General features: G+C 56.8%; 22 protein-coding genes. 21 read left to right on the top strand and 1 reads right to left on the bottom strand.

What is annotated here, in order from left to right:
• Window positions 1–3: 3 nt before the first annotated feature.
• The 19 genes from dprA to B5D52_RS08305 all read left to right on the top strand — a co-directional run bounded on the left by dprA (window position 4) and on the right by B5D52_RS08305 (window position 24593).
• Window positions 4–1278 carry a DNA-processing protein DprA gene (dprA, locus tag B5D52_RS08395; protein ID WP_016148305.1) on the top strand — a complete coding sequence of 425 codons (1275 nt, stop codon included), beginning with the start codon at window positions 4–6 and terminating at the stop codon, window positions 1276–1278.
• Between the two features lie 59 nt (window positions 1279–1337).
• The gene (gene topA / locus B5D52_RS08390) at window positions 1338–3899 is read left to right on the top strand and encodes a type I DNA topoisomerase (RefSeq protein ID WP_016148304.1); all 2562 of its coding nucleotides are present in this window, start codon (window positions 1338–1340) and stop codon (window positions 3897–3899) included.
• Window positions 3896–5209 carry a methylenetetrahydrofolate--tRNA-(uracil(54)-C(5))-methyltransferase (FADH(2)-oxidizing) TrmFO gene (gene trmFO / locus B5D52_RS08385; RefSeq protein WP_016148303.1) on the top strand — a complete coding sequence of 438 codons (1314 nt, stop codon included), beginning with the start codon at window positions 3896–3898 and terminating at the stop codon, window positions 5207–5209. Before topA ends, trmFO begins: the two co-directional genes overlap by 4 nt.
• The gene (gene plsX, locus B5D52_RS08380; RefSeq protein ID WP_016148302.1) at window positions 5206–6219 is read left to right on the top strand and encodes a phosphate acyltransferase PlsX; all 1014 of its coding nucleotides are present in this window, start codon (window positions 5206–5208) and stop codon (window positions 6217–6219) included. Before trmFO ends, plsX begins: the two co-directional genes overlap by 4 nt.
• 93 nt (window positions 6220–6312) lie before the next feature.
• Complete coding sequence (acpP, locus tag B5D52_RS08375) at window positions 6313–6549, top strand: acyl carrier protein (protein ID WP_016148301.1); 237 nt, start codon at window positions 6313–6315, stop codon at window positions 6547–6549.
• 72 nt (window positions 6550–6621) lie between these two features.
• Window positions 6622–7305 (top strand): ribonuclease III, encoded by a 684-nt coding sequence (rnc, locus tag B5D52_RS08370; RefSeq protein WP_016148300.1) that lies wholly within the window; start codon window positions 6622–6624, stop codon window positions 7303–7305.
• Window positions 7306–7503: 198 nt separating this feature from the next.
• Window positions 7504–11079 carry a chromosome segregation protein SMC gene (gene smc / locus B5D52_RS08365; RefSeq protein WP_016148299.1) on the top strand — a complete coding sequence of 1192 codons (3576 nt, stop codon included), beginning with the start codon at window positions 7504–7506 and terminating at the stop codon, window positions 11077–11079.
• Between the two features lie 24 nt (window positions 11080–11103).
• Window positions 11104–12030, top strand: a complete 927-nt coding sequence (ftsY, locus tag B5D52_RS08360; RefSeq protein WP_016148298.1) for a signal recognition particle-docking protein FtsY — start codon at window positions 11104–11106, stop codon at window positions 12028–12030.
• Window positions 12027–12746, top strand: coding sequence for a ribonuclease PH (gene rph / locus B5D52_RS08355; protein WP_016148297.1), 720 nt, complete (start codon window positions 12027–12029; stop codon window positions 12744–12746). The genes ftsY and rph overlap by 4 nt, the downstream gene beginning before the upstream one ends.
• A gap of 3 nt (window positions 12747–12749) precedes the next feature.
• The gene (gene rdgB, locus B5D52_RS08350) at window positions 12750–13331 is read left to right on the top strand and encodes an RdgB/HAM1 family non-canonical purine NTP pyrophosphatase (protein WP_016148296.1); all 582 of its coding nucleotides are present in this window, start codon (window positions 12750–12752) and stop codon (window positions 13329–13331) included.
• A 24-nt stretch (window positions 13332–13355) separates the two neighbouring features.
• Window positions 13356–13655: a YhbY family RNA-binding protein gene (locus B5D52_RS08345; RefSeq protein WP_016148295.1), complete on the top strand. Its 300-nt coding sequence runs from the start codon at window positions 13356–13358 to the stop codon at window positions 13653–13655.
• Between the two features lie 3 nt (window positions 13656–13658).
• Window positions 13659–14273, top strand: coding sequence for a nicotinate (nicotinamide) nucleotide adenylyltransferase (gene nadD, locus B5D52_RS08340; RefSeq protein WP_016148294.1), 615 nt, complete (start codon window positions 13659–13661; stop codon window positions 14271–14273).
• A 15-nt stretch (window positions 14274–14288) separates the two neighbouring features.
• A complete protein-coding gene (gene yqeK, locus B5D52_RS08335) occupies window positions 14289–14888 on the top strand; it encodes a bis(5'-nucleosyl)-tetraphosphatase (symmetrical) YqeK (RefSeq protein WP_016148293.1) in 600 nt (199 codons plus the stop codon).
• Between the two features lie 5 nt (window positions 14889–14893).
• On the top strand, window positions 14894–16462 hold the full coding sequence (locus B5D52_RS08330) for an LCP family protein (protein ID WP_016148292.1): 1569 nt from the start codon (window positions 14894–14896) through the stop codon (window positions 16460–16462).
• A 23-nt stretch (window positions 16463–16485) separates the two neighbouring features.
• Window positions 16486–16860 (top strand): ribosome silencing factor, encoded by a 375-nt coding sequence (gene rsfS, locus B5D52_RS08325; RefSeq protein ID WP_016148291.1) that lies wholly within the window; start codon window positions 16486–16488, stop codon window positions 16858–16860.
• A 49-nt stretch (window positions 16861–16909) separates the two neighbouring features.
• Window positions 16910–19345, top strand: a complete 2436-nt coding sequence (gene leuS, locus B5D52_RS08320) for a leucine--tRNA ligase (protein ID WP_040332869.1) — start codon at window positions 16910–16912, stop codon at window positions 19343–19345.
• Between the two features lie 174 nt (window positions 19346–19519).
• Complete coding sequence (rpsU, locus tag B5D52_RS08315; RefSeq protein ID WP_016148289.1) at window positions 19520–19702, top strand: 30S ribosomal protein S21; 183 nt, start codon at window positions 19520–19522, stop codon at window positions 19700–19702.
• Between the two features lie 564 nt (window positions 19703–20266).
• Window positions 20267–22261 (top strand): DNA gyrase/topoisomerase IV subunit B, encoded by a 1995-nt coding sequence (locus tag B5D52_RS08310; RefSeq protein ID WP_016148288.1) that lies wholly within the window; start codon window positions 20267–20269, stop codon window positions 22259–22261.
• A 112-nt stretch (window positions 22262–22373) separates the two neighbouring features.
• The gene (locus B5D52_RS08305) at window positions 22374–24593 is read left to right on the top strand and encodes a DNA gyrase/topoisomerase IV subunit A (protein WP_016148287.1); all 2220 of its coding nucleotides are present in this window, start codon (window positions 22374–22376) and stop codon (window positions 24591–24593) included.
• Between the two features lie 220 nt (window positions 24594–24813).
• Here B5D52_RS08305 and B5D52_RS08300 read toward each other — a convergent pair whose 3' ends face one another.
• Complete coding sequence (locus tag B5D52_RS08300; RefSeq protein WP_016148286.1) at window positions 24814–25569, bottom strand: YwaF family protein; 756 nt, start codon at window positions 25567–25569, stop codon at window positions 24814–24816.
• Between the two features lie 234 nt (window positions 25570–25803).
• On the opposite strand from B5D52_RS08300, the gene B5D52_RS08295 reads away from it, so the two are divergent.
• Both B5D52_RS08295 and B5D52_RS08290 read left to right on the top strand, forming a co-directional pair.
• Window positions 25804–26115, top strand: coding sequence for a DUF6442 family protein (locus B5D52_RS08295; RefSeq protein ID WP_016148285.1), 312 nt, complete (start codon window positions 25804–25806; stop codon window positions 26113–26115).
• Between the two features lie 4 nt (window positions 26116–26119).
• Window positions 26120–26341, top strand: coding sequence for a helix-turn-helix transcriptional regulator (locus B5D52_RS08290; RefSeq protein WP_016148284.1), 222 nt, complete (start codon window positions 26120–26122; stop codon window positions 26339–26341).
• Window positions 26342–26365: the final 24 nt, after the last annotated feature.

The raw sequence follows: 26365 nt of genomic DNA, 5'->3' as shown, positions 1-26365 counted from the left end.
ACCATGTCAAAGCGCGTATACTGGCTGTGGCTGACCACCCGGGACGACCTGGGCGCAGAGACTATCCGCAAGCTGACCACCTCGTTCGGCACACCGGAATTTTTGTACGGTGCGACACGCGAGCAGCTCATGCAGACCGGACTCAAACCCCGTCAGATCAATGCGCTGTGTGACAAGGATCTCTCCCGCGCAGAGGACATTCTGCGCGTCTGCGAGCAAAAGAAAATTCAAATCATCACCATAGAGGACAGTGCTTACCCCGACCGCCTGCGCGAGATCGCCGATCCGCCGGCTGTGCTGTACGTCCGGGGAACACTGCCCGATTTTGACCGCGCACCGGGCGTGACCATCGTCGGGACGCGGTCGTGTTCGGCTTACGGTCTGCGCATGGCAGAGCGCTTCGGCGCGGCGCTGGCCAAGGCCGGATTTACCGTGATTTCGGGCATGGCACGCGGTATCGACACCGCAGCCCATCGCGGCTGTCTCAAAGCCGACGGCACGACGGTTGCCGTGCTGGCGGGCGGTGTTGACCTGTGCTATCCACCCGAAAATAAGTACCTGATGGGCGATATCATGCTGGCCGGTGCGGTCATCAGTGAGAACCCGCCCGGTACACCGAATGAAGGCTTTCGCTTTCCCATCCGCAACCGCATCATGAGTGGACTGGCAGCGGCGACGCTGATCGTCGAGGCACCGCTGCATTCGGGTGCGCTCATCTCTGCCCGACAGGCTTTTGAGCAGGGCAGGGAGGTCTTTGCTGTGCCCGGACCGCTCGATGTACCGAACTCGGCGGGCTGTAATCGCCTGATTCGCGACGAGTGCGCTCGTCTGGTGACCGGCCCGATGGATATTGTGGACGCGCTTGCGCCCATGCTACGCCAAAAGCCCAATGCAGGCGCTGTGCGCACGGCATTTTTGCGGGATGACCGCAAGGATAGTATGTGGGATGATACACCGGTGCGCCCTTATCAGGTCATTCAGCGACGCAAACAGCCCGAAGCTGCGCCATTAGAACCGTTGAAAATTCCCGATTTACCGATTGTACCGGAACCCGAGCCGCCGAAAACCGCTCAGCCGCGCATCCCCGAAGGACTGAGCGGCTGCGAACGTGCGGTTGCCGAGGCGATCGCAGCGGGCGCGGACACGGTCGACGCGGTCAGCGAGGCCACCGGCCTGCCGGCTTCCGAGGTCGCGGCCGCATTGGTGCTGCTCGAACTGGACGGCATCGCCCAGCACAAGGGCGGACGGTGCAGTCTGTGCGGAAACCTTAACTTTTGAACATTTTCGCGGGCATTTGTGCCCCGTTTCCGATAGAAACACATGAGTGGAGGAATACTATGTCCAAACTGGTAATCGTAGAGTCCCCGGCCAAGGCAAAGACCATTGGCAAGTATCTGGGCAGCGACTATGTGGTCAAAGCCTCGATGGGACATCTGCGTGACCTGCCGAGAAAGACCATGGGTGTCGATCTCGAGCATGATTTTGAACCGGAATACGGCCCCATTGAGGGAAAAGATAAAATCATCTCCGAACTGCGCAAGGCTGCCAAGGAAGCAGACTTTGTTTATCTGGCGACCGACCCCGACCGTGAGGGTGAGGCAATTTCCTGGCATCTCAAGAGCCTGTTAAATCTCAAGGACGGAGAATACAAGCGCGTGACCTTCAACGAGATCACCAAGAAGGGCGTGCACTACGGTATCGAGCATCCGCGTGATATCGACGTTGATCTGGTCGACGCGCAGCAGGCGCGCCGTATTCTGGACCGCATCGTCGGCTATCGTCTGTCGCCCTTCCTGTGGCGCAAGGTCAAGCGTGGCCTGTCGGCTGGACGTGTCCAGTCGGTCGCAACCCGTCTGGTTGTCGATCGTGAGCAGGAAATCCGTGCGTTCCAGCCCGAGGAATACTGGTCGATCGAGGCCGTTCTGCGCACACAGGCAGGCGGTACCTTCACCGCGCGCTATTACGGCGAGCCTGATGGCAAGGTCGAGCTGAAAAATGAGGAACAGACCCGCAAGATTGTGGACGAGGTCACCGGCAAGCCGTTTCTCGTGTCCACCATCAAGAAGGGCAAGAAGAAAAAGTCGGCTGCGCCTCCGTTTACGACGTCCACTTTGCAGCAGGAAGCATCGCGCAAGCTCAATATGGTGCCCAGACGCACCATGAGCGTGGCGCAGGAGCTGTATGAAGGCGTTGAGCTGGGCGGCGAGTACGGTCTGACCGGTCTGATCACCTACATGCGTACCGACTCGCTCCGTCTGTCCGACGAGGCAACCGCTGCCGCTGCTGCGTACATTCAGAAGCGTTATGGCGAGCAGTTCTATCCGGGTAAGCCGCGTGTGTTCAAGACCAAAGGTGCCGCACAGGACGCGCACGAAGCCATTCGTCCGTCCAACGTCGAGATCGAGCCTGATGCAGTACGCGATCAGCTGACCCCTGACCAGTACAAGCTCTATAAGCTCATCTGGTCGCGCTTTGTTGCCTGCCAGATGGCAGACGCAATTCTGGATACCATTTCGGCTGATATCACGAGCGAAGGACATATTTTCCGTGCATCCGGTCATACCGTTGCCTTCCCGGGCTTTACCGCAGTCTACGAGGAGAGCACCGATGATGATAAGCAGGGCGAGAAGGGTGAAAAGAGCGAGTCCGGCAAGCCGCTGCCCGCATTTGATGAGGGCGACAGCCTGACGGCGGACAAGATCGACCCGGCACAGCACTTCACCCAGCCGCCTGCACGCTACACCGAGGCTTCGCTCATTCGTGCGATGGAGGAGAAGGGCATCGGCCGTCCGTCCACCTACGCACCGACCATCGCGACGATCATTGACCGCGATTATGTCAGCAAGGAAAACCGCAGCCTGCGTCCGACCCCGCTGGGCGAGGGCGTCACCGGTCTGCTGGTCGATAAATTCAAGTCGGTGGCCGACTACGAGTTCACCGCAAACATGGAAAACCAGCTCGACGAGGTCGAAGCTGGTAAGGTCGCTTATGTGCAGCTGCTGCACACCTTCTATGATGGCTTCGCCGGTGCACTCGAGCAGGCCGAGAAGGATCTGGACAAGACCCGCATCAAGATCCCGGACGAGGAGACCGATGTTGTCTGTGAGAAGTGTGGCCGTAAGATGGTCATTAAGTCGGGCCGATTCGGCAAGTTCCTGGCTTGCCCGGGCTTCCCGGAGTGCACCAACACCAAACCCATGAGCGAGGATACCGGTGCATCCTGTCCGACCTGCGGCGCGAAGGTCGTCAAGAAAAAGTCTGCACGCGGCTACGTTTACTACTCGTGCGAGACCTACCCGACCTGCCAGTTTATTACATGGGATAAGCCGCTCAAGACCAAGTGCCCGGTCTGCGACTCGTCGCTGTTCCGTCACACCGACCGCGACTCCAAGGAAGTCACCGACGTATGCCTGCGCGAGGGCTGTACCTATAAGGAGCTGGTCAAGGAAGGCGTATCGCCGGAGGAGGCCGAAAAGAACCGTCAGCGTCGTGAAGCGCGTGCAGCCAAGGCGGCAGAGCGCGCAGCGGCCAAGGAAGCGGAAGAAGCCGAGAAGAAGACCAAAAAGACCACGCGCAAGACCAAGAAGGCTGAAGAAGCCGAGGGCGAGGAACCCAAGAAGAAGACCACGCGCAAGACGACTAAGAAGGCCGAGGCAGCTGAGGACGAGGAGCCTAAGAAGAAGACTACCCGCAAGACGACCAAAAAGGCCGAGGCTGCTGAGGGTGAGGAGCCCAAGAAGAAGACCACCCGTAAGACTACAAAGAAGGCCGAGGCTGCTGAGGGCGAAGAGCCCAAGAAGACCACCCGTCGGACGACCAAGAAGGCAGCGGCTGAGGGTGAGGAACCGAAGAAAACCACCCGCAAGACCACGAAGAAGGCGGAGACGGAGGAAGTATGAACAAAGTGACAGTAATCGGAGCCGGTCTGGCCGGCTGTGAGGCGGCTTGGCAGCTGGCCGAGCGCGGCATCGCGGTCGAGCTCCACGAGATGAAGCCCGACAAGATGACCCCGGCGCACCATTCGGCAGACTTTGCCGAGCTGGTCTGCTCCAATTCGCTGCGCTCGAACGAGCTGACCAACGCATCCGGCCTGCTCAAGGAAGAGCTGCGCCGTTTGGGCGGTCTGGTCGTGCGCTGCGCGGACGAGACCCAGGTCGAAGCAGGCGGTGCGCTCGCGGTTGACCGTGAAGCCTTTGCACGCCGCGTCACCGAGCACATCCGAAATCATCCCAATATCACGGTCGTACCCGGTGAGGTGACCGAGCTGCCGGATGAGGGCGAAGTCATCGTGGCAACCGGCCCGTTGACCTCGGACGCGCTGTTTGATGCCATCCATGCCCGTGTCGGCGGTGATTTCCTGCACTTTTTCGACGCGGCAGCGCCCATCGTGACCTTTGAGTCCATTGACATGGAGTACGCTTATTTTGCATCGCGCTACGACAAGGGTACCCCGGACTACATCAACTGTCCGTTTACCCGTGAGGAGTTCGACGCGTTCTGGGAAGCGCTGACCACAGCCGAAGAGGCTGAGGTGCACGGCTTTGAGGACAAGCTGGTCTTTGAGGGCTGCATGCCCATCGAGGTCAATGCACGCCGCGGACACGACACCCTGCTCTTTGGTATCCTGAAGCCGGTCGGTCTGCCCGATCCCAAGACCGGACGCGACCCCTATGCTGTACTTCAGCTGCGCCGTGATAACGCGCAGGGCAGCCTGTACAATCTGGTCGGCTGCCAGACCCACCTCAAGTGGGGCGAGCAGAAGCGCATCTTTACCATGATTCCGGCGCTGAGAAACGCCGAGTTCGTGCGCTACGGTGTCATGCACCGCAATACCTTCCTGGACTCGCCGCGTCTGCTCGACCATAACTTTGCCCTGCGTGCTGACCCGCGTATCCGCTTTGCCGGACAGATGACCGGTGTTGAGGGATACATGGAGTCCAACGCCTCGGGCTTCCTGGCTGGTCTGTCCACCGCCTGCAAGATTCTGGGCAAGGACGCGCCGGACTTCCCGTCGACGACCGCCATCGGTGCGCTGGGCCGCTACATTTCCAACGAGACCGTGGCAAAGTTCCAGCCCATGAATATCAACTTTGGCATCATCGACCCGCTGGGCTATAAGATTCGCGGCAAGCGCGAGAAAAATGCAAAAATCTCCGAGCGTGCGCTCGAAGTGATCGACACCATGAAAAAGGAGTTTGAGCTGAGATGAAGATTGCAGTAGACGCGATGGGCGGCGACAACGCGCCCGAGGCCGTTGTCTGCGGTGCGGTGCGTGCCGCACAGAACTACCACGAGGAAATCATTCTGGTCGGACAGGAGGATAAGATCCGCGCGGTGCTCAAGGCGCATAACGCTGAGAACACCCCGGGTATCACCATCCTGCATGCACCCGATCTGGTAGACATGCACGATGACCCGGCCACCGTTCTGCGTGCAAAGCCGCAGTCTTCCATGGCAGTGGCACTGAATCTGGTCAAAAAGGGCGAGGCGGACGCGATCGTCAGCGCCGGTTCGACCGGTGCGCTGCTGTCGGGCGCGACTCTGTTCTGCAAGCGCATCAAGGGCGTGCGCCGCGGTGCGGTCGCGCCGGTCATGCCCTGCAAGGGCGGTCAGGTACTGCTCATCGACGCAGGTGCAAACACCGAGTGCACCCCCGAATATCTCTTGCAGTTCGGCGTGATGGGCTCGCTCTACATGCAGAAGATCAAGGGCATCGCAAACCCGCGTGTCGGTCTGGTCAACAACGGTTCGGAGGACTCCAAGGGTGACCCGCTGCGCAAGGAAGCCTATGCACTGCTCAAGGCGGCAGGCGAGGCCGGTCATATTAACTTTGTCGGCAACGTCGAGGGTCGTGATGTACCGCTGGGCGCGTGCGATGTCGCTGTCTGCGACGGTTTTGCGGGCAATGTCATGCTCAAGACCATCGAGGGTGTTGCAAAGTTCATGGCAGGAGCCATCAAGGATGTCTTTACCGCAAACCTGGGCACAAAGCTTGCCTATCTGGCCTGCAAGAAGGGCATGGACGATTTCCGCTCGCTGTTCGATCAGGATGCAGTAGGCGGTGCGCCCTTCATCGGTATTTCCCGTCCGGTTATCAAGGCGCATGGCTCGTCCAATGACACCGCGTTTATGAACGCCATCCGTCAGGCAATCGAGTACAAAAAGAGCGGCATGATCGAGGCGATCGAGCAGAACGTCCAGCACATGACCGCTGAATAAAGTTCCTCTTTGCAATTTTTTCAAAAGGGGTTGACAAGCGCTCAAATCCTCACTATCATCAAAATATCTTGAGACAGGTGAGGAGGCGAAACCATGGTATTTGAACGGCTTTGTGAGCTGCTCAGCGAGCAGTTCGGTGTAGAACCGGAAACGATCACGCTGGAGACTTCCTTTGAAGAAGATCTGGGTGCAGATTCGCTCGATCTTGTCGAGATGATGATGGCCCTGGAGGAAGAATTTGATGTGGGCGAGATTGGTGAGGAAGCCGCACGCTCGATTCGAACGGTCGGCGATGTGGTCGATCTGATCGGCGCTCAGGACGACGAATAAAAAACGGGCCGGGACCTGCGGGTTCCGGCCTTGTAATCCAAAAAATACGAGGAAAATAGAAAGGGAGACGTTATGTTACAGGATCGAATCGGCTACCGATTCCGCAATCCGGCTCTGTTTCGCAAGGCGATGACCCACTCGTCTTACGCCAACGAGCAGCGTATGCGGCATTTGCAGAACAATGAACGGCTCGAGTTTCTCGGCGATTCCGTACTCGGCTTTGTCACAGCCGACTATCTTTACAACCACTTCCCCGAACTGCCCGAAGGTCAGCTGACCAAGCTGCGCGCGGCGGTGGTATGTGAACATGCACTGTATGAAATCGCCCAGGAGCTTGGCATTGACCAGGAGATCTGCCTGGGTCACGGCGAGGAGCAGGGAGGCGGCAGACAGCGCCCGTCCATCCTGGCAGACGCGGTCGAGGCACTGCTCGGCGCAATCTACCTCGACGGCGGCATCGAGCCAGCCCGTGCATTTGTGCTCAGCTTCATCCCGCGCAAGGCAGAGGAAGCACGCAAGGGCGGTGCATTCACCGACTACAAGACCCAGCTGCAAGAGATCGTGCAGAAAAACCGTCAGGAGACCCTCGAGTACCGTCTGGCAGGCGAGAGCGGCCCCGATCACGCCAAGGTGTTCACCATGGAACTGCTGCTTAACAGCAACGTTTTCGCACAGGGCACCGGTCGGAGTAAGAAGGAAGCCGAGCAGATGGCAGCCAAGCAGGCGCTCGAGCTGATGGGCGTACGCAAGGCGTAAACAGGAAAAAAGCTGCAAAAGACCAGCCAAAACGGTTGGTCTTTTTTCGTGTATCGTTCTGTATGGTGAAATGTAAGTTCGCCAAGTCCGGGCAAAGGTTTTGAACAAACCGCAAAATATGCCGTCTGCGCATTGCTTCACCGGTCGATTGGTGATAAAATTATACTAACTGAAACTATACCTGTATGGGGTTATTGCATGATATTAAAAAGTTTGATCCTTCAGGGATTCAAATCCTTTCCCGACCGCACCGAGATCCGCTTCGCCGGTGGACTGACCGCCATCGTTGGCCCCAACGGCAGCGGCAAGTCCAACATCTCGGACGCCATCCGTTGGGTGCTGGGTGAACAGTCCACCCGCAGCCTGCGCGGCGCCAAGATGGAAGACGTCATCTTCAGCGGTACCCAGAAGCGCCGACCAGTCGGCTTTGCCGAGGTGTCGCTGATTCTGGACAATGCCGAGCATGTTTTTCGCTCGGATTATACCGAGATCATGGTTACCCGGCGGTATTACCGCTCGGGCGAGAGTGAATATGCACTGAATAAAAAGCCCTGCCGCCTCAAGGACATCCACGAACTGTTCATGGATACCGGTCTGGGACGGGACGGCTACTCCATCATCGGACAGGGACGCATTGACGAGATTCTGTCGCTCAAGAGCGAGGATCGCCGCGAAATCTTTGAGGAAGCGGCGGGCGTGACCAAGTTCCGCTATCGCAAGGAGGAGGCCACCCGGCGGCTGGAAGCCACCGAGGACAATCTGGTGCGCATCCGGGACGTGTATACCGAGCTGGAAAATCAGGCAGGGCCGCTCAAGGAGCAGGCCGACAAGGCACAGCAGTACCTGAGTCTGCGCGATGAACTGCGCGCACTCGAGGTGTCGCTGTGGCTCGAGCGCTTGACCGGACTGCGGGGCGAGATGGATAAGAACCAGACCGATGCCGCACAGTGCAGCGCGCAGCTGGATGCCGCCAAGAGTGCACAGGCCGAGCTGTATGCGCAGTCCGAGCAGCTGACGAATGCCCTGCACCGTGCCGATGCCGCAGCCGACGATCTGCGCCAGCAGATGCGCACGGCCGAGCAGAGCCGCGCAGATCTGGCCAGCCGGTGCGCGGTGCTGGAGGCCAACCTCAAAAATAACGCAGACAACATCGAGCGCGCTCGCCGCGAGTGCGCCAGACAGAATGAACAGGCGGGCACGCTGGACGCGCAGACCGCCGAGCATGCCGCACGGCAGGCCGTTCTGCAAGCGGCGTATGAGGGATATATCGACACACTGCGCGATTTAGAGGCGCAGGAAGCAGATGCCCAGCAGCAGGCCAACACGCTGCGGCGTGAGCGGGAAGCCCTGCAAATCCGTCAGGATGCGCAGGAAAAGGCGCGCTTTGCCGCCGAACTTGACCGCACCGCGGCGCAGACCGGACTTTCCGGTATGGACAGTCGCAAGGGCAATATTGCACAGGACATCGAACAGGCCGAGCAGCAGCTCGAAACCGAGCAGCAAGCCCTGCTTGCCGAGCAAAATGCGCTGGATGCCTGCTGTCAGGCGCTGGAAATGGCGGAAAATCAGCTGGCAGGCGTGGCGCGTAAGGCCGAAATTCGACAGAAAAAGGTCGAAGAGCGCACTGAGACGCTGGTAGCTGTGACCGCAGAGGTCACCGACACCGGCAACCGCATTCGTATGCTGCGCGAGATGAAGCGCGATTACGAGGGCTTTTCGCGTGCGGTCAAGCGTATTATGCAGCAGGCCGACAGTGGCCGGATGACCGGCATTCACGGTCCGGTGTCCGAGCTGATTACCGTACAGCCTAAGTTTATCACAGCGATCGAAACGGCACTGGGTGCGGCAGCGTCCCACATTGTCGTGGACACACCGCAGGACGGCAAGCGGGCGATTGAGTACCTCAAACGCACCGACGGTGGCCGCGCTACCTTCTTGCCGCTCGATACCATCCGTCCTATGAGTCTCAAGGAGAGCGGACTGGAAACCTGTCCCGGTGTGTGCGGTACGGCCGATCAGCTGGTTGAAAGTTCGGCCGCATATCGTGCCATTGTGCAGAACCTGCTGGCGCGTACGGTGGTAGCCGAGGGCATGGACGCGGCGCTTGCCATTGCGAAAAAATACCACAACCGCTTCCGCATTGTCACGCTGGACGGTCAGACCATCCAGGCAGGCGGTGCGATGACCGGCGGTTCGATGTCCAAATCGACCGGCGTGCTGGCGCGTGAGTCCCAGCTGCACACGCTGGAAGCCAAGGCCAAAGAGCTGGAGCAGACCAGACAGCAGGCCGAGCAGGCGGTACATACTGCCAAGAGTGAGCTGGCCGCGGTTGAGTACGACCGTCGCGCCATCGAGGGCGAACGCGCAAACCAGCAGCAGGAGCACACGCGCTTGCAGACGGTGGTCGCACAGCGCGGTGCCAAGGTGGACAGCCTGCGCACCCGACTGGAAGGTTTCCGGCTCGAGCGCGACAATTTGGACGCAGCCCGGGCACAATATGAGCAGGCCATCGCGGACACCGAACAGCGGCTGTCCGACTGCGCGGCAGCGCTCGCGCAGATTGCCGCCGAACGGCAGGCATTGGACGAACGTCAGAATGCCTGGGAGGCTGCGCACGACGACTGCATCATGCAGATGCAGCAGGTGCGCACCGCGCAGGCGGAAAACCGTACCGAATTTGCCGCCGAACAGCGTGCGGCTGAAAATCTGGAACGTCTGCGCAGCGAAATGGCAGCCGGACTGAACGCAAGCGAACAGGCAGTCGTGCGATTTGAGCAGGAAGCCGAGCAGATGCGGCAGCAGCTGGCCGAAGCACGGCAGATGCAGCAGGACGGCGGACAGGATCTCGACCGTCTGCACGAGCTGTTGCGGGCGCAGAGCGACCAGCGCATGCGCATCGAGGCCGAGCGCACCAAGGTCGACCGGCAGGCGCAGAGCCGAAACGATGAGATTTTGTCGCTCGAGCGGGAAAATGGTCGCTTGACGGCACTGGGCGTGCAGCTCAAAAACGAGGAGACCCAGATCTTGGATAAGATGTGGGAGACTTACGAGTTGACGCCGACCCCGGCGGAAGCCATTCGGATCGAGCTGCCCGACCCGGCAGCGGCACGCAGTCAGGCCGACACGCTGCGCACGCAGATGCGCACGCTGGGCAACGTCAACTTGGACGCGCCGCAGGCTTACGCTGCACTGACCGAGCGCTTTGAATTCCTGCGCACGCAGAAGGACGATCTGGAGACCGCGCAGCGCGAGCTGCAAAAGGTCATCGACGAGCTGACCGTGCGCATGAAGGAGATTTTTGCCTCGGAGTTTGCCAAACTCAACCATTATTTCGGCGAGACCTTCACCGAGATCTTTGGCGGCGGTCATGCCGAATTGCAGCTGGCCGACACCTCAGATATCCTAAACTGCGGCATCGACATCAAGGTCAGTCCGCCGGGCAAGGCGGTTAAGACCATCACCTTGCTGTCGGGCGGCGAAAAGGCATTTGTCGCCATCGCGCTCTACTTTGCCATCCTCAAGGTGCGGCCGACGCCGTTCTGTGTGCTCGACGAGATCGAGGCTGCACTGGACGACGTGAACGTCGCCAGATACGCGCAGTATCTGCGCCGCCTGTCGGGTGCAACCCAGTTCATCGCCATCACGCACCGACGCGGTACGATGGAGGAGGCCGACATGCTCTATGGCGTGACCATGCAGGAGCAGGGCGTGTCGCGTATGCTGATGCTCAATCTGGCTGAGGCCGAGCGCAAATTCCAGGGCACAATCGCTTAAAAATATCCGTAAAGGAGTAAAAATATGGGATTTTTTGATAAGATCAAGCAAGGACTCAAGCGCACCACTGACGCGGTGAGCGAGCAGTTCAGCGACATCATGAGCACCTTCGTCAAGATCGATGCCGACTCGCTCGAGCAGCTTGAAGAAGCGCTCATTCTGTCCGACATCGGCGCGACGGTTGCAGCCGAGGCCACCGAGAAGGTGGAGGACATCGCAAAGCATCAGCGCATCGACACCCCGCTTGCGCTGCGCTGTGTGCTCAAGGACGTGCTGTCCGACATGATGGACCACGACACCGAGCTGCATCTGGACACCAAGCCGGCGGTCATTCTGGTGATCGGCGTCAACGGCGTGGGCAAGACCACGTCCATCGGCAAGATTGCTTCCCGCTATGTGGCAGAGGGCAAGAAGGTCATGCTGTCGGCAGCCGATACCTTCCGCGCAGCGGCAGCCGATCAGCTCGAGATCTGGGCCAAGCGTGCAGGCGCTGACATCGTGCGCCACGGCGAGGGCTCCGACCCGGCAGCGGTTGTCTTTGACTCGATCGCGGCAGCCAAGGCACGCGGCTCGGATGTTATCATCATCGACACCGCAGGCCGTCTGCACAACAAGCAGAACCTGATGAACGAGTTGGGCAAGATCGACCGCATCATCGACCGTGAGCTGCCCGGCGCAGCACGTGAAACCCTGCTGGTGCTGGATGCCACCACCGGTCAGAACGCGGTCTATCAGGCTGAGTCGTTCAACAAGGTGGCAAAGCTCACCGGTATCATCCTGACCAAGCTCGACGGCACGGCTAAGGGCGGTATCGTGGTTGCTATCTCGGCAGGTTTGGGTGTCCCGGTCAAGCTGGTCGGTGTCGGTGAGGGCATCGACGACCTGATGGACTTTAATCGTTCGGAATTTCTGGAGGCGCTGCTGCCTCCCGTGGAGGATATGGAATCATGACAAGACCAGACGGAAGACGCACAGACGAGATGCGCCCCATTCAGATCATCAAGGATTTCACCATGCATGCAGAGGGATCGGTACTGATTTCCTGCGGCAACACCAAGGTTATTTGCAACGCGACGGTCGAGGAGAAGGTACCACCCTTCCTCAAGGACACCGGCCTTGGCTGGGTCACCGCCGAGTATTCTATGCTGCCGCGCGCGACCAACACGCGCTCGCCGCGTGACATTTCCAAGCTCAAGCTCAATGGCCGCTCGGCTGAGATTCAGCGCCTGATCGGACGTGCGCTGCGCGCGGTCGTCGATCGTGAGGCACTGGGCGAGCGTCAGATCGTGGTAGACTGCGATGTTATTCAGGCTGACGGCGGCACGCGCTGCGCGTCCATCACTGGCGGCTATGTCGCGCTGTGGATTGCCTGCAAGAAGCTGGTAGATAGCGGTGTGATTGAAAAAATGCCGCTGACCGACACCGTATCGGCGGTTTCTGCCGGTATTTTCGAGGATGAGGCCGTCCTCGACCTTAATTATGCCGAGGACTCTCACGCGATTGTGGACTGTAACCTCATTATGACCGGCTCGGGCGAGTTCGTCGAGATTCAGGGCACGGGTGAGGGAAGACCGTTCAGCAAGGACGAGCTGACCCAGCTTTTGGCACTGGGCAGCACGGGCAACGCAGTGCTGTGCGCGGCGCAGCGTGCGGCAATGGAGGACTAAATCATGCGGTTTGTATTGGCGTCTCATAACAAGAAGAAACTGGACGAGCTGTCAGCCATTCTGGGCGGACTGGGCATTGAAGTTGTGGCTCTGCCCGACGATGCTCCGGAACCGGCTGAGGACGGCACTACGTTCGAGGAGAACGCGCGGATCAAGGCGCTTGCAGCACATGCACACACCGGACTGCCCGCCATTGCGGACGATTCTGGACTGGAAGTTGACGCACTGGGCGGTGCACCGGGTGTTTACTCGGCGCGGTACTGCCCGGGCACGGACAACGACCGCAACCTGTTCCTGCTTAAGAACATGGAGCACATCGACGAGTGCGAGCGGCAGGCGCGTTTTGTGTGCGCGATCTGCTGCGTGCTGCCCGACGGACAGGAAATCAATGTGCGCGGCGAGTGCGAGGGTGAGATCCTGACCGAGCTGCACGGCACGGGTGGCTTCGGCTACGATCCGCTGTTCTATGTACGCGAATACGACTGTACGTTTGGTGAGCTGTCCCAGCAGACCAAAAATCAGATTTCCCATCGGGGACGTGCGCTGCAAAAGCTGGCGAACGCCCTGAGCAAACGACTCAAATAATTTACGAAAACAGGAGAAAAATTTATGCTGACCAGTAAACAGCGCGCATACCTGCGCAAGTTATCCAACCCCCTGGCCGTCACCCTGCACATCGGCAAGGATGGCGTGACCGACGGTGTCATCTCTCAGCTCGAGGTTCTGCTGGAGAACCATGAGCTGGTCAAGGGCAAGGTGCTCGAAAACGCCATGCTCACGCCCAAGACCGTATCCGAGGCGCTGTGCGAGGCGACCGGAGCCGACGGTGTACAGTGCATCGGCACCAAGTTTGTACTGTACCGCCAGTCCTCTGACCCGGACAAGCGCAAGATCGTACTGGAGAAGTAAGCGATGAAGACAGGAGTGCTCGGCGGGACGTTCAACCCGCCGCACAACGGTCATCTGGCTGCGGCAAAGCATGTGCGGGAGGCACTCGGACTGGACCGGGTGCTCTTCATCCCGACCAACCTGCCGCCGCACAAGAAGATTCCTGAGGGCAGCGCGACTGCGCAGCAGCGGTGTGAGATGGTGCGCCTGATGGCCGAGCCGTATGACTGGGCCGAGCTGTGCGACATCGAAGTGCGCCGCGGCGGTGCGAGCTATACGGTCGACACCCTGCACGCGCTGCACGATGCGGGATATGACGACCTGACCCTGATCGTTGGCACCGATATGCTGTTGACCTTCGACGTGTGCTGGCGTGCACCTGAGGAGATCGCGCGTCTGGCACGTCTGGCCGTGGTCGCACGCGATGTGAACGATCAGCAGGCGCTGCGCGATAAGGCAGAGCTCCTGCGGCACACGATGAACGCAAAAATTTCGCTCATCGATGCCCCGGTGCTTCCGCTCTCGTCGACCGACGTGCGCCGCATCGGCTTCTTTGAACAAATGACCCCGCCGCCGGTTGCGGCATACATCCGGGAAAATCGGTTATATGAAAAATTTCCGAATAAAATGACAGTTTGAAAGGCGGTTTTTGTTATGTTATGTACAGAACTCGAACGACAGTCCATCTTATCTCGTCTGTCCGGCTATCGCTATACCCATACGCTCGGCTGTGAGCGAGCGGCCAAAATGCTCGCCGAACGGTTCGGCGGGGACGTGGAAAAAGCCGCTTTCGCGGCGCTGCTGCATGACATAACAAAACGACTTTCTAAAGAAGAACAGTTGTATTTATGCGATAAATACGGTATAATACCCTGTGATATCGAAAAAATCGAGTGGAAAATGCTGCACGGCAAAACAGCCGCCGCCATCGCTCAGCATGAGTACGGCGCACCGCAGGATATCGTCGATGCCATCGCCTGCCATACGACCGGCAAAGCAGACATGACGCTGCTCGACAAAATCATCTATCTTGCCGATTACATCGAGGAAACACGGGATTTTGACGGCGTAGAGCCTGCCAGAGAACTGGCCAAGACCGATATCGATGAAGCGCTGCTGTACTGCTTCGATCAGTCGCTCTACGATCTGCTCAGCCGCGGGAAACTCATCCATCCCGACACCATGGCTGCCCGCAATGCGCTCATTCGGCAAGGCGTACAGCGCAAGTTTGGCGCGGAAGGAAGCGGAGTGTAAAAAGCATGAAGATCTTTGGCAGCAAAGCCAGCAAACGGAGCAAAAAAGACAAGAAGAAAAAAGATGTGTCCGTTTATACCCCTTATGACGGCGATCCGGACTATCATCTGACCGATGTTCAGGACGCTGGAGGAGGCGGTAAAAAAACCAAGGGAAAAGGGAAGAAAAGCAGCAAAAAGAGCATCGCTTTGCTGATTTTTGCCATCATCGCTTTTCTGCTTGCGGGCGCAGCCTTTGCTGCCGTGCACTTTATCAAGCCGCCCGAGATCAAGGTACACGAGAACGATAAGACCATCGTCGACACCGAAAATGGTGACGCGGTGACCGTCGATCCCGGACAGCGCATCAGCGATTACTTTACCTTCCTTGTGTGCGCAACCGATATCGATGAGACCCGTACCGACAACATGATGGTCGTCGGTTTTGATACCAAGAATCATAAGGTCAATGTACTCAATATCCCGCGTGACGTCATGTGCAGCAATAACCGCACGGGCGCAAGCCGCAAGATCAACGCAGCTTACGGTTCGCATCAGGATATTGACAATACCTTAAAGGAAGTTAAAAAAGTCATCGGATTTACGCCGGATAAGTATATCGTCGTCAACTTCGACGGCATCGCGCAGATCGTTGACGCCATCGGCGGCATCGATTATAACGTACCGTTTAAGATGATTTACAACGACCCGGTACAGGATCTGTATATCTATTTTGAACCCGGCATGCAGCACATGAACGGCGAGCAGGTCGTTGAGTTCCTGCGCTGGCGTCATAACGACCCCGGTTACACTTATCTGCAGACCGAGGGCTATGACGGCGGTGATGAGAGCCGTATTCAGAAGCAGCAGGAGTTCCTCAAGTATCTGGCCGAGCAGATTCTCAAGCCCGAGAACATTCTCAAGGCAAAGCCCATTGCCGAAGCGGTGTTCAACAATGTAAAGACCGATCTGACCTTGGGTGAGATCGTTTGGATGGCAAATCAGGCCATGCAGGTAGATACCGCAAACATCCAGATGTTTACCCTGCCGGGCTATCCGGCAAGCTCGTATGCAGGCAGCGACGCTTATCTGTCTTTCTTCTTCCCGAACGAGGAAAAGACACTCGAACTTGTAAACACATACTTTAACCCGTATGATAAGCCCATCACGTCGCTGGATGTCATCGAGTCCCCGCCGGACGGCGAGCGCCGCGAGAATACCTCGAGTGAGGACGATGAATCGGATTATTACGATTACAGCGGACAGGAAGAGGCAGACGAGGAGACCGAAGAGCCGGACAGCGAGAGCAGCGGCAGCACGGATACCTCGGATTCGGAAGACACGTCCTCGTCTGAGAGCGGCGGCAGCTCGTCGGATAACAGCGATTCGGAGTCGTCGTCCGATTCGAGCAGCAGCGGGGATAGTTCCTCGGAATCTTCGAATAATGAATCGAACGATGGATCGAGCAGCAGCTCGGACACCGGTTCGGACAGCAATACAAGCGGATCTTCTTCGGACGCGGGCTCTGACAGCAGTCAGTCCACTCCGTCCGAGCCGGAGCCCGAGGCTCCGGTCGCAGGAGACCCGGAAGCATAAGATTGATAAAAAGGAGAGCGTAAATGAACGCACAGGAGACAGCAAGATATATCTGTGAGGCGCTTTTGGAGCGCAAGGGCAAGGAGATCGACGTTCTGCACGTCGAGCATCTGACCTCTTTGACCGAGTATTTCGTCATCTGCACCGCGACCTCGACCACCCAGGTCAAGGCGCTGGCAGACAGCGTAGAATATCACCTCAAGTACGACCACGACATCACCCCGCACCACATCGAGGGCTTTGAGTCCTCGACCTGGATTCTGCTCGACTACGGCAGCGTTCTGGTGCACGTATTCGTACCCGAGGCACGCAAGTTCTACAATCTGGAGAACCTGTGGAAGGATGGCACGCCGATTTCGCTCAAGGAGCTGGGCGTGCAGGACGAGGAAGTTCAGTAATTTATTTTAGATTTTGCAGCGGGCGGTACGGGTGAAGCCGTGCCGCCCGATGAAAGCATTGGGGGTTATACCGTTGAATAAGTACGATCACAAGGCTGTCGAAGCAAAATGGCAGCAGATTTGGGACGAGAAGGAATGCTTCGTCGCGCCCAATGATTACACAAAGCCCAAGTTCTACGCGCTGGTCGAGTTCCCGTACCCGTCCGGCATGGGTCTGCACGTAGGCCATCCGCGTTCCTACACTGCGCTCGATATCGCAGCGCGCAAGAAACGCATGCAGGGCTATAACGTGCTCTACCCGATGGGTTGGGACGCATTCGGCCTGCCCACCGAGAACTTTGCCATCAAGAACCACATCCATCCGGCAGAGGTCACCAAGAACAACGTCGCACGCTTTAAGAGCCAGCTCAAGTCGCTCGGTCTGTCTTTCGACTGGTCGCGTGAGATCAACACCACCGACCCGAACTACTACAAGTGGACCCAGTGGATTTTCCTCCAGCTGTTCAAGAAGGGTCTGGCATACAAGAAGGAGATGGCAGTCAACTGGTGCACCTCCTGTAAGTGTGTTCTGGCAAACGAGGAAGTCGTAAATGGCGTATGTGAGCGCTGCGGCTCCGAGGTTGTCCGCAAGACCAAGAGCCAGTGGATGCTGGCCATCACCAAGTACGCACAGCGTCTGATCGACGATCTGGACGACGTAGACTACATCGAGCGCGTCAAGACCCAGCAGAAGAACTGGATCGGCCGTTCGACTGGTGCTGAGGTCGACTTCAAGACCACCGAGGGCGACACCCTGACCGTTTACACCACCCGCCCGGACACCCTGTTCGGCGCAACTTACATGGTTATCTCGCCCGAGCATCCGGCAATCGAGAAGTGGGCAGACAAGCTGTCTAACATTGAGGATGTTCGCGCTTACCGTGAAGAAGCAGCACGCAAGTCCGACTTCGAGCGTACCGAGCTGAACAAGGACAAGACCGGCGTACGTCTGGAAGGCGTGCGTGCGATCAATCCGGTCAACGATAAGGAAATCCCGATTTTCGTATCCGACTACGTTCTGATGAGCTACGGCACCGGTGCCATCATGGCAGTACCGGCACACGACGACCGTGACTGGGAGTTTGCAAAGAAGTTCGGCTGCGAGATCATCGAGGTCGTAGCAGGCGGCGAGGACGTGCAGAAGGCTGCATTCACCGCAAAGGACGAGACCGGTATTCTGGTACATTCCGGCTTCCTGGACGGCAAGACGGTCAAGGATGCTATCCCGGCGATGATCGCATGGCTGGAAGAGAAGGGCATCGGTCACCAGAAGGTCAACTACAAGCTGCGTGACTGGGTATTCTCCCGTCAGCGTTACTGGGGCGAACCCATCCCGATCGTACACTGTGAAAAGTGCGGCTTTGTTCCGTTGCCCGAAGATCAGCTGCCGCTGACTCTGCCCGAGGTTGATTCCTACGAGCCGACCGAGAACGGTGAGTCTCCGCTGGCTAAGATGACCGACTGGGTCAACACCACCTGCCCGTGCTGCGGCGGCCCGGCAAAGCGCGAGACCGACACCATGCCCCAGTGGGCTGGTTCGTCCTGGTACTTCCTGCGCTACATGGACCCGCACAACGACAAGGAGCTGTGCTCTAAGGAAGCACTGGAGTACTGGAGCCCGGTAGACTGGTACAACGGCGGTATGGAGCACACCACACTGCACCTGCTGTACAGCCGTTTCTGGCATAAGTTCCTGTACGATATCGGCGTTGTGCCCACCAAGGAGCCCTACGCAAAGCGTACCTCGCACGGCATGATTCTGGGCGAGAATGGCGAGAAGATGTCCAAGTCCCGCGGCAACGTCGTAAACCCCGACGAGATCGTCGAGACCTACGGCGCAGATACCATGCGTCTGTACGAGATGTTCATCGGTGACTTTGAGAAGGCTGCACCGTGGTCGTCCACCTCGATCAAGGGCTGCCGCCGTTTCGTCGAGCGTATCTGGAACCTGTACGAGCAGGTCAAGGACGGCGACGCTTACACCGAGGAGAACGAGACCATTATCCACAAGACCATCAAGAAGGTCGGCGAGGATATCGAGAACCTCAAGAATAACACCGCGATCGCAGCGCTGATGAGCCTGGTCAACCAGTTCTACGACAAGGGCGTCAATCGTGCAGAGTACGAGACCCTGCTCAAGCTGGCAAACCCCTTTGCACCGCACGTCACCGAAGAGCTGTGGCAGATGCTGGGCCATGACACCGTGCTGTCGCTCGAGAGCTGGCCGGTATTCGACGAGTCCAAGACCGTCGAGTCCTCCATCGAAATCGGCGTACAGGTCAACGGTAAGCTCAAGTCGACCGTCAAGCTGCCCATGGACTGCGAGCAGCAGCTGGCAATCGATACCGCACTGGCAGACGAGAAGGTCAAGAATGCCGTTGCCGGCAAGAATATCGTCAAGACCATCGTCGTTAAGAATAAGATCATCAATCTGGTCGTAAAATAAAATTTTGTAAGATCGGATTTCTTTGAAATTTACTCTTGACAGAACAGCGGCGATTCAGTATAATAATCTTACGGTTTTATTGGGATGGGTTTGCCCGTTTCAAAGCAAACGGAACCGCCTAATAGAAGCGCAAGCGTTCTGGATATAGCCGAACGCGCGGAGGGAGGGAAAACGATGTCGGAAGTCCATATCAAGGAAAACGAGTCTCTGGACAGCGCTCTGAGAAGATTCAAGCGTTCCTGTGCAAAGGCTGGTGTGCTTTCCGAGCTCCGCAAGCGTGAGCATTATGAGAGCCCGAGCGTAAAGCGCCGTAAGAAGTCTGAGGCTGCTCGCGCTAAGAAGCGTAAGTTCAGATAAGAAAGCTTTCTTGACAACACCGAAGTACATTTCGTACTTCGGTGTTTTGCTTTTTTCCGTTCATAAAATCTTCATAGAACGTTAAAAAATCTGTCATAATTCCGACAAGATTCCGACACAATGTTAAGATACAATAGAGACAGTCAAGAACAAGAGATTTCCCCCATCTTTTCGTTCCTGGCTGATTACCCCAATCCCCCTACTTTTTTCTTACCCCTTCAAAATTGCCTTTCGGCCGTGCATTCCCCCTGTACGGCCGGAGCAAGGCAATGCCAACCCCAGGAGTGACCTACTCCTTTCATGATACCTTTTTCTTTCTATCCCCCTTCTTTTTTCATCCTTACTTTTTGAGTTCAGCGCCCGAGCCGCAAGGTTCGGGCGTTGAACTTTTTTTACGCCCTCGCATACTGCGCGGCAGGGCAGGGAAGGAATATTAGAAAGGTGCAGGATTTGATAGAACATACGGCAAGGAAGGGCAAAAAAGTACATCCCATTTGACAAAAATGGCTGAGATGGCATATAATAGAACCAATTGTGAATCAAAAACAGGAGTAGTGTCATATTATGGCCAAAGCAAAAAACCAATACGGCAACGACAGTATTTCCTCTCTCAAGGGCGCCGACCGCGTGCGCAAGCGTCCGGGCGTTATTTTCGGCTCGGATGGCCTGGAGGGCTGTGAACATTCTGTCTTTGAAATTTTATCCAACTCCATTGACGAGGCGCGTGAGGGCTATGGTCACAAGATCACGGTCACAAGATACGCCGACGGCTCGATCGAGGTCGAGGACATGGGACGCGGTATCCCGATCGAGTGGAACCCCAACGAGGAGCGCTATAACTGGGAACTGGTCTTCTGCGAGCTGTACGCAGGCGGCAAGTACAAGAACAATCAGGGACAGAACTATGAGTTCTCGCTGGGCCTGAACGGTCTGGGCACCTGTGCGACCCAGTATTCGTCCGAATATATGGACGTGACCGTGTGGCGCGACGGATTTGAGTACAAACTGCACTTTGAGAAGGGCGAGAACAAGACCGGTACGCCCGAGGGCTTCATTAAGACTCCCTGCAGCAGCAAAAAGACCGGTACGCGCACCCACTGGCGACCCGACCTTGAGGTCTTTACCGATATCAACATTCCGCTCGACTACTATACCGACGTGCTCAAGCGTCAGGCTGTGGTCAATGCCGGTCTGATTTTCGTTCTGCGCGATCAGAGCGGCAGCAAGTTCGAGACGATCGAGTTCTGCTATCAGAATGGTATCGTGGACTATGTCTCCGAGCTGGCAGGTGAGCAGGCGCTGACCTCGGTACAGTTCTATCAGGCCGAGCGTCAGGGACGTGACCGCGCAGACAAGGAAGAATACCGCGTCAAGCTGTCGTGTGCCTTCTGCTTCTCGCGAGCAGGCGCGCGCACTGAGTATTATCACAACTCGTCGTGGCTGGAATACGGCGGCGCACCCGATAAGGCCGTGCGCTCGGCCTTTGTCTCGGCTATCGACGCTTACCTCAAGCAGAACAACAAATACCAGAAGAATGAGAGCCGTGTGACCTTCCAGGACATCGCGGATGCACTCATTCTGGTTACCAACTGCTTCTCAACCCAGACGTCCTACGAGAACCAGACCAAGAAGGCCATCACCAACCGCTTTGTGCAGGAGGCGACGACCGAGTTCCTGAAGGAAAATCTGGAGATTTACTTCATCGAGAACAAGGACGAGGCCGATAAGATTGCCGAGCAGGTGCTCATCAACAAGCGCAGCCGTGAGCAGGCTGAGCGTGCCCGTCTGAACATCAAGAAGAAGCTGTCGGGCAGTCTGGACGTGGCCAACCGCGTGCAGAAGTTCGTCGACTGCCGTACCAAGGATACTTCGCGCCGCGAGCTGTACATCGTCGAGGGTGATTCGGCACTCGGCTCGTGTAAGCAGGGACGTGACTCGGAATTCCAGGCAATCATGCCGGTGCGCGGTAAGATTTTGAACTGCCTCAAGGCCGATTTTGATAAGATTTTTAAGAATGATATCATCACCGACCTCATCCGCGTGCTGGGCTGCGGTGTCGAAGTGCGCACCAAGGCCAACAAAGACCTGTCCGCCTTCGATCTGGCCGGCCTGCGCTGGAATAAGGTCATCATCTGTACCGATGCCGACGTAGACGGCTTCCAGATTCGCACGCTCATTCTGACCATGATCTATCGCCTCATGCCGACGCTCATCGAGCAGGGCTTCGTCTACATCGCAGAGTCTCCGCTCTATGAGATCACCTGCAAGGACAAGACCTATTTTGCCTTTGACGATGCCGAAAAGGCGGTCATCCTCAAAAAGCTGGCAGGCAAGAAGGTCAACATCCAGCGCTCCAAGGGTCTGGGTGAGAACGAGGCCGACATGATGTGGCAAACCACCATGAACCCGGCATCCCGCAGACTGATTCGCATTACCCCCGAGGATGCGCAGGCAACCGCAGACATGTTTGAACTGCTGTTGGGCGATAACCTGTCGGGACGTAAGGAGTACATCGCGGAGAACGGTGCACAGTACCTGGATTTCGCGGATATCTCTTAATGCCTGTGTATGAACTGCCGCGCTTGCGGCAGTTTTTTCCCCAATTTGCACCATGCGCCGCAGCCGGAAACGGCAGGCGGCAGCTATGATAGAACAAGGAGGCCCGTTTTTCGTGGCGAAAAAGAAAGAAATCACCCAGAAACGCCCGGTGGAACCGCCGCTCGAACCGACGCTGCAGCCCATCACCGAGACGCTGCGCACAAACTACATGCCCTATGCTATGAGCGTTATCGTGTCGCGTGCCATCCCGGAGATCGACGGCTTTAAGCCCTCCCACCGCAAGCTGCTCTATACCATGTATAAAAAAGGTCTGCTGACCGGAAACCGTACCAAGTCGGCCAACATCGTCGGTGAGACCATGAAGTTAAACCCGCACGGCGACGCGGCCATCTATGAGACGATGGTACGTCTGACCCGCGGCAACGAGTCGCTTCTGACACCGTTTGTCGACTCCAAGGGTAACTTTGGCAAGGTGTACTCGCGTGATATGGCATACGCTGCACCGCGTTACACCGAGGCCAAGCTGGACGCGTTCTGTATCGAGCTGTTCCGGGATATCGACTGCGACGCGGTCGATATGATCGACAACTATGACGGCACCATGAAGGAACCGACCCTGCTGCCGACCACCTTCCCGAATATTCTGGTCTCGGCCAATACCGGTATCGCAGTCGGTATGGCATCGTCGTTCTGCGGCTTTAACCTGCACGAGGTGTGTCGCACGGCGATTGCCTGCATCAAAGACCCCGAGCATGACATTATGACCACCTTGCCTGCGCCCGATTTCCCGACCGGCGGTGAGATCATTCTGGACGAGGCCGAGATGCGCAAAATCTACGAGACCGGACGCGGTTCGTTCAAGGTGCGCGGCAAGTGGCAGTACTTGAAGAAAGAGAACCTCATCGAGATCACCGAGATTCCGTATACGACCACCATCGAGGCCATCATTGATAAGGTAGCCGAGCTGGTCAAGGCGGGTAAGATTCGAGAAATCTCCGATATTCGAGACGAGTCCGACCTGAGCGGTCTTAAGATTGCCATTGACTTAAAGCGCGGTACCGACCCGGACAAGCTCATGGATCGACTGTTCCGTCTGACCCCGCTGATGGACTCGTGCTCGTGCAACTTTAACGTACTCATCGAGGGTATGCCCCGCGTGCTGGGCGTGCGTGAACTGCTCGACGAGTGGACGGCATGGCGTGCGGGCTGTGTTCGCCGCCGCGTGTACTTTGACCTGAACCGCAAGAAGAATAAGCTGCACCTGCTCGAAGGTCTGAAAAAGATTCTGCTCGATATCGACCGCGCAATTCAGATTATCCGCGAGACCGAGGAGGACGCAGAGGTCATTCCCAACCTGATGATCGGATTTGGCATTGATGAAGCGCAGGCCGAATTTATTGCCGAGATCAAGCTGCGTCACATCAACAAGGAATATATCTTAAAGCGCACCCAGGAGACCGAGGCACTGGCGGCTGAGATTCAGAAGCTCGAGAGTATCGTGGGCAGCCCGGCCAAGATTCGCAATATCATCGTCAAGGAACTGGAAGCGGTCATCAAGAAGTATCCCGCACCGCGTCATTCCGAGATCGTCAGCGCGGGTGCGGTCAAGTCCTTCGACGAGACCGACCACATCGAGGATTATCCGGTACTTGTCTTTATGACGCGTGACGGCTACTTCAAGAAAATCACTCCGGCTTCGTGGCGTATGTCGGCCGAGCACAAGCTCAAGGACGGCGACGCGGTGATCTGGGAGACCGAGACCACCAACAAGACTGAGATCATGTTCCTGACCAACAAGCAGCAAGCGTATAAGGCGCGGCTGCATGATTTCGACGACTGCAAGGCATCAGTGCTCGGCGATTACCTGCCCGCAAAGCTGGGCATGGACGAGGGCGAGACGCCGGTCTTTGCACTCCTGCCGGGTGACTACAAGAGCAGCATGGTGATTGTGTTTGAAAACGGTAAGGCGGCAAGATTCTCGCTCGAGAGCTTTGAGACCAAGACCAATCGCCGCCGCCTGACCGGTGCATATTCGGATAAGTCGCCCGCGGTTGCATTCTTCTATCCGGTGGATGAGGAGACCGAGCTGACGCTGTTCTCGACGGCAAATCGTGCGATGACTATGCGAGCGGGTATGCTGGATATCAAGGCCACGCGCTCGACACAGGGTGTTCAGGTCATGGTGCTGCGTGCAAAGCATACGATCACCCGCGCTGTGCGCACTGAAGAGGCCGGTCTGAGCGACCCCAAGCGGTATTTGTCCCGTACCATCCCGTCGATCGGTGCGATTTTGAAGGATGAGGATTTGCCCAATCCGCAGATCACACTGTAAGGAAAAGTCCCGCCCTCAGGCGAAATAAAGTTTTCGCCAGCCTTTTTCAAAAGGCTGCAGGTTCTCAGGGCAGCGCCCTGAGTCGCATCCCGCAGGATGCGAAATTCCCTTTTTGATTTTTGCCTTGCGAAAATCAACCAAAAAAAGAATCAAAAGCGCCGTCCGCAGACGGCGCAGAAATCAAAAAAAACCTGCCGCTTGGCAGGTTTTTTATTTGCACTTAATTATGCTGATGAGAATGAACGGGAAGCGCAGCCCGGCGGCAGAAGGGGAGATGGACGGCGACGCTTGCACTGCTCAAAAGCAGGAAAGTGATAAGCAGATAGATCTGTCGTCCGAAAGCGTCAAATACCCAGACCAGCGGCGTGCCTTCCGGGGGTGCAAAGAGGAACATATAGTTTTGGTCAAAGTGGAAATCGATGAAGCCGACTACAAACACAACCGCGAGGAACAGGCACAGGACGTGGTGGAACCGGCGCAGATCGGGACGATGCCGTCCGGACAAAATCTGTGCCAGCGGCACGTAGATCAGCAGGCCGTGCAGCATGATTGTCTGGATGGTCTGGAAGGAGAACAGCGGGTAATAGTCGGCTACACCTGCCGGGAGCACGGTACCAAAGATACCACCCAGTAGGGAAGTTGCGAATACAAAGTCCTTGAAGACAGAGAATCGTGTAAAGATCGAGAGCGGGATAAACAGACTTTGCAGACCGCACAGATGCAGGGGAAGCAGCTGGACAAGGCGCGTGGTGCCGGTCAGATACATCCAGACTGAGTGAGAAAGCTCCAAGAGAGGAACGAGCACACCGGCTGCATACAGCAGGCGGCGCTGTGTGCGCTTGGGTGCGTGTGCAGTCCAGAACAGCAGCAGAGAGAGTACCAGCAAGGACACCAGCAAAAGGAATACATGTCCGGTATCCAGCATGGAAAAGGCCTGTGGGTGTGGGGTGTCGCAGCGCATAAAGAAATCAGACATAACATAGCTCCTGACATGATCGTATTTTAGCATAAATACCAATATAGCATGATATGTCGTAGAATGTGTTATAAAACTGTTAAATAACACAGATTTGTATGTATAAATTACGATTTTGTATCTGATTTCGAATGTCAAGAAAACTTGCCAAAAAAACCATTGACAAGTAAACTTGTCAGTGCTATCCTAATGGTGTCAAGAAAACTTGGCATAAACTGCGATAGGAGGATTATCATGGACAAGGAACGCATTTTGGAAAAGAGCCGGAAAGAGAACAAAAATCAGGACGAAATGGAGCGTCAGATTCGCATAGAAGGCGAGTCGTTCAGCGTGCTCATCACGATGCTGGTCGGTATCTTTCTGTTGGCATGGAAATTTGTACACGGCGAGGAATACCATGATATTCTGGCAATGTTCTGGTGCACCAGCACAGGCTGTGCGCTGTATCGGTGGGTCATTCGCGGGCAGAAGTCGCAGGTCTGGATTTTTGCGGTGTCTCTTGCTTTATTGATTTATAATCTGGTAAAATATCTCATAGGAGCGTGAGAAAATGGACGATCAGCTGATTTTAAAAAACCGTCTCAAAGCGGCGCGGGCGGAAAAAAACCTGTCACAGGGTGCGCTTGCGGAATTGGTGGGTGTATCTCGCCAGACGATCAGCTCGATCGAGACCGGACAGTTTAACCCGACTGCCAAACTGGCGCTGGTTTTATGCATTGCGTTGGACAAGAAGTTCGAAGACTTGTTTTATTTTGAAGATGAAGAAACATAAAAGACCGTCCAATCGGACGGTCTT

The sequence above is a fragment of the Butyricicoccus pullicaecorum DSM 23266 genome (assembly GCF_900167005.1).
Classification (GTDB): domain Bacteria; phylum Bacillota; class Clostridia; order Oscillospirales; family Butyricicoccaceae; genus Butyricicoccus; species Butyricicoccus pullicaecorum.
The sequence above is the reverse complement of the archived record's forward strand: the minus strand, read 5'-3'. Positions and strand labels throughout refer to the sequence as shown.

Bases quoted from the DNA above. Each gene is read 5' to 3' on its own strand.
- dprA (WP_016148305.1), top strand. From the start codon at position 4: ATGTCAAAGCGCGTATACTGGCTGTGGCTGACCACCCGGGACGACCTG.
- topA (WP_016148304.1), top strand. From the start codon at position 1,338: ATGTCCAAACTGGTAATCGTAGAGTCCCCGGCCAAGGCAAAGACCATT.
- trmFO (WP_016148303.1), top strand. From the start codon at position 3,896: ATGAACAAAGTGACAGTAATCGGAGCCGGTCTGGCCGGCTGTGAGGCG.
- plsX (WP_016148302.1), top strand. From the start codon at position 5,206: ATGAAGATTGCAGTAGACGCGATGGGCGGCGACAACGCGCCCGAGGCC.
- acpP (WP_016148301.1), top strand. From the start codon at position 6,313: ATGGTATTTGAACGGCTTTGTGAGCTGCTCAGCGAGCAGTTCGGTGTA.
- rnc (WP_016148300.1), top strand. From the start codon at position 6,622: ATGTTACAGGATCGAATCGGCTACCGATTCCGCAATCCGGCTCTGTTT.
- smc (WP_016148299.1), top strand. From the start codon at position 7,504: ATGATATTAAAAAGTTTGATCCTTCAGGGATTCAAATCCTTTCCCGAC.
- ftsY (WP_016148298.1), top strand. From the start codon at position 11,104: ATGGGATTTTTTGATAAGATCAAGCAAGGACTCAAGCGCACCACTGAC.
- rph (WP_016148297.1), top strand. From the start codon at position 12,027: ATGACAAGACCAGACGGAAGACGCACAGACGAGATGCGCCCCATTCAG.
- rdgB (WP_016148296.1), top strand. From the start codon at position 12,750: ATGCGGTTTGTATTGGCGTCTCATAACAAGAAGAAACTGGACGAGCTG.
- B5D52_RS08345 (WP_016148295.1), top strand. From the start codon at position 13,356: ATGCTGACCAGTAAACAGCGCGCATACCTGCGCAAGTTATCCAACCCC.
- nadD (WP_016148294.1), top strand. From the start codon at position 13,659: ATGAAGACAGGAGTGCTCGGCGGGACGTTCAACCCGCCGCACAACGGT.
- yqeK (WP_016148293.1), top strand. From the start codon at position 14,289: ATGTTATGTACAGAACTCGAACGACAGTCCATCTTATCTCGTCTGTCC.
- B5D52_RS08330 (WP_016148292.1), top strand. From the start codon at position 14,894: ATGAAGATCTTTGGCAGCAAAGCCAGCAAACGGAGCAAAAAAGACAAG.
- rsfS (WP_016148291.1), top strand. From the start codon at position 16,486: ATGAACGCACAGGAGACAGCAAGATATATCTGTGAGGCGCTTTTGGAG.
- leuS (WP_040332869.1), top strand. From the start codon at position 16,910: ATGAAAGCATTGGGGGTTATACCGTTGAATAAGTACGATCACAAGGCT.
- rpsU (WP_016148289.1), top strand. From the start codon at position 19,520: ATGTCGGAAGTCCATATCAAGGAAAACGAGTCTCTGGACAGCGCTCTG.
- B5D52_RS08310 (WP_016148288.1), top strand. From the start codon at position 20,267: ATGGCCAAAGCAAAAAACCAATACGGCAACGACAGTATTTCCTCTCTC.
- B5D52_RS08300 (WP_016148286.1), bottom strand. From the start codon at position 25,569: ATGTCTGATTTCTTTATGCGCTGCGACACCCCACACCCACAGGCCTTT.
- B5D52_RS08295 (WP_016148285.1), top strand. From the start codon at position 25,804: ATGGACAAGGAACGCATTTTGGAAAAGAGCCGGAAAGAGAACAAAAAT.
- B5D52_RS08290 (WP_016148284.1), top strand. From the start codon at position 26,120: ATGGACGATCAGCTGATTTTAAAAAACCGTCTCAAAGCGGCGCGGGCG.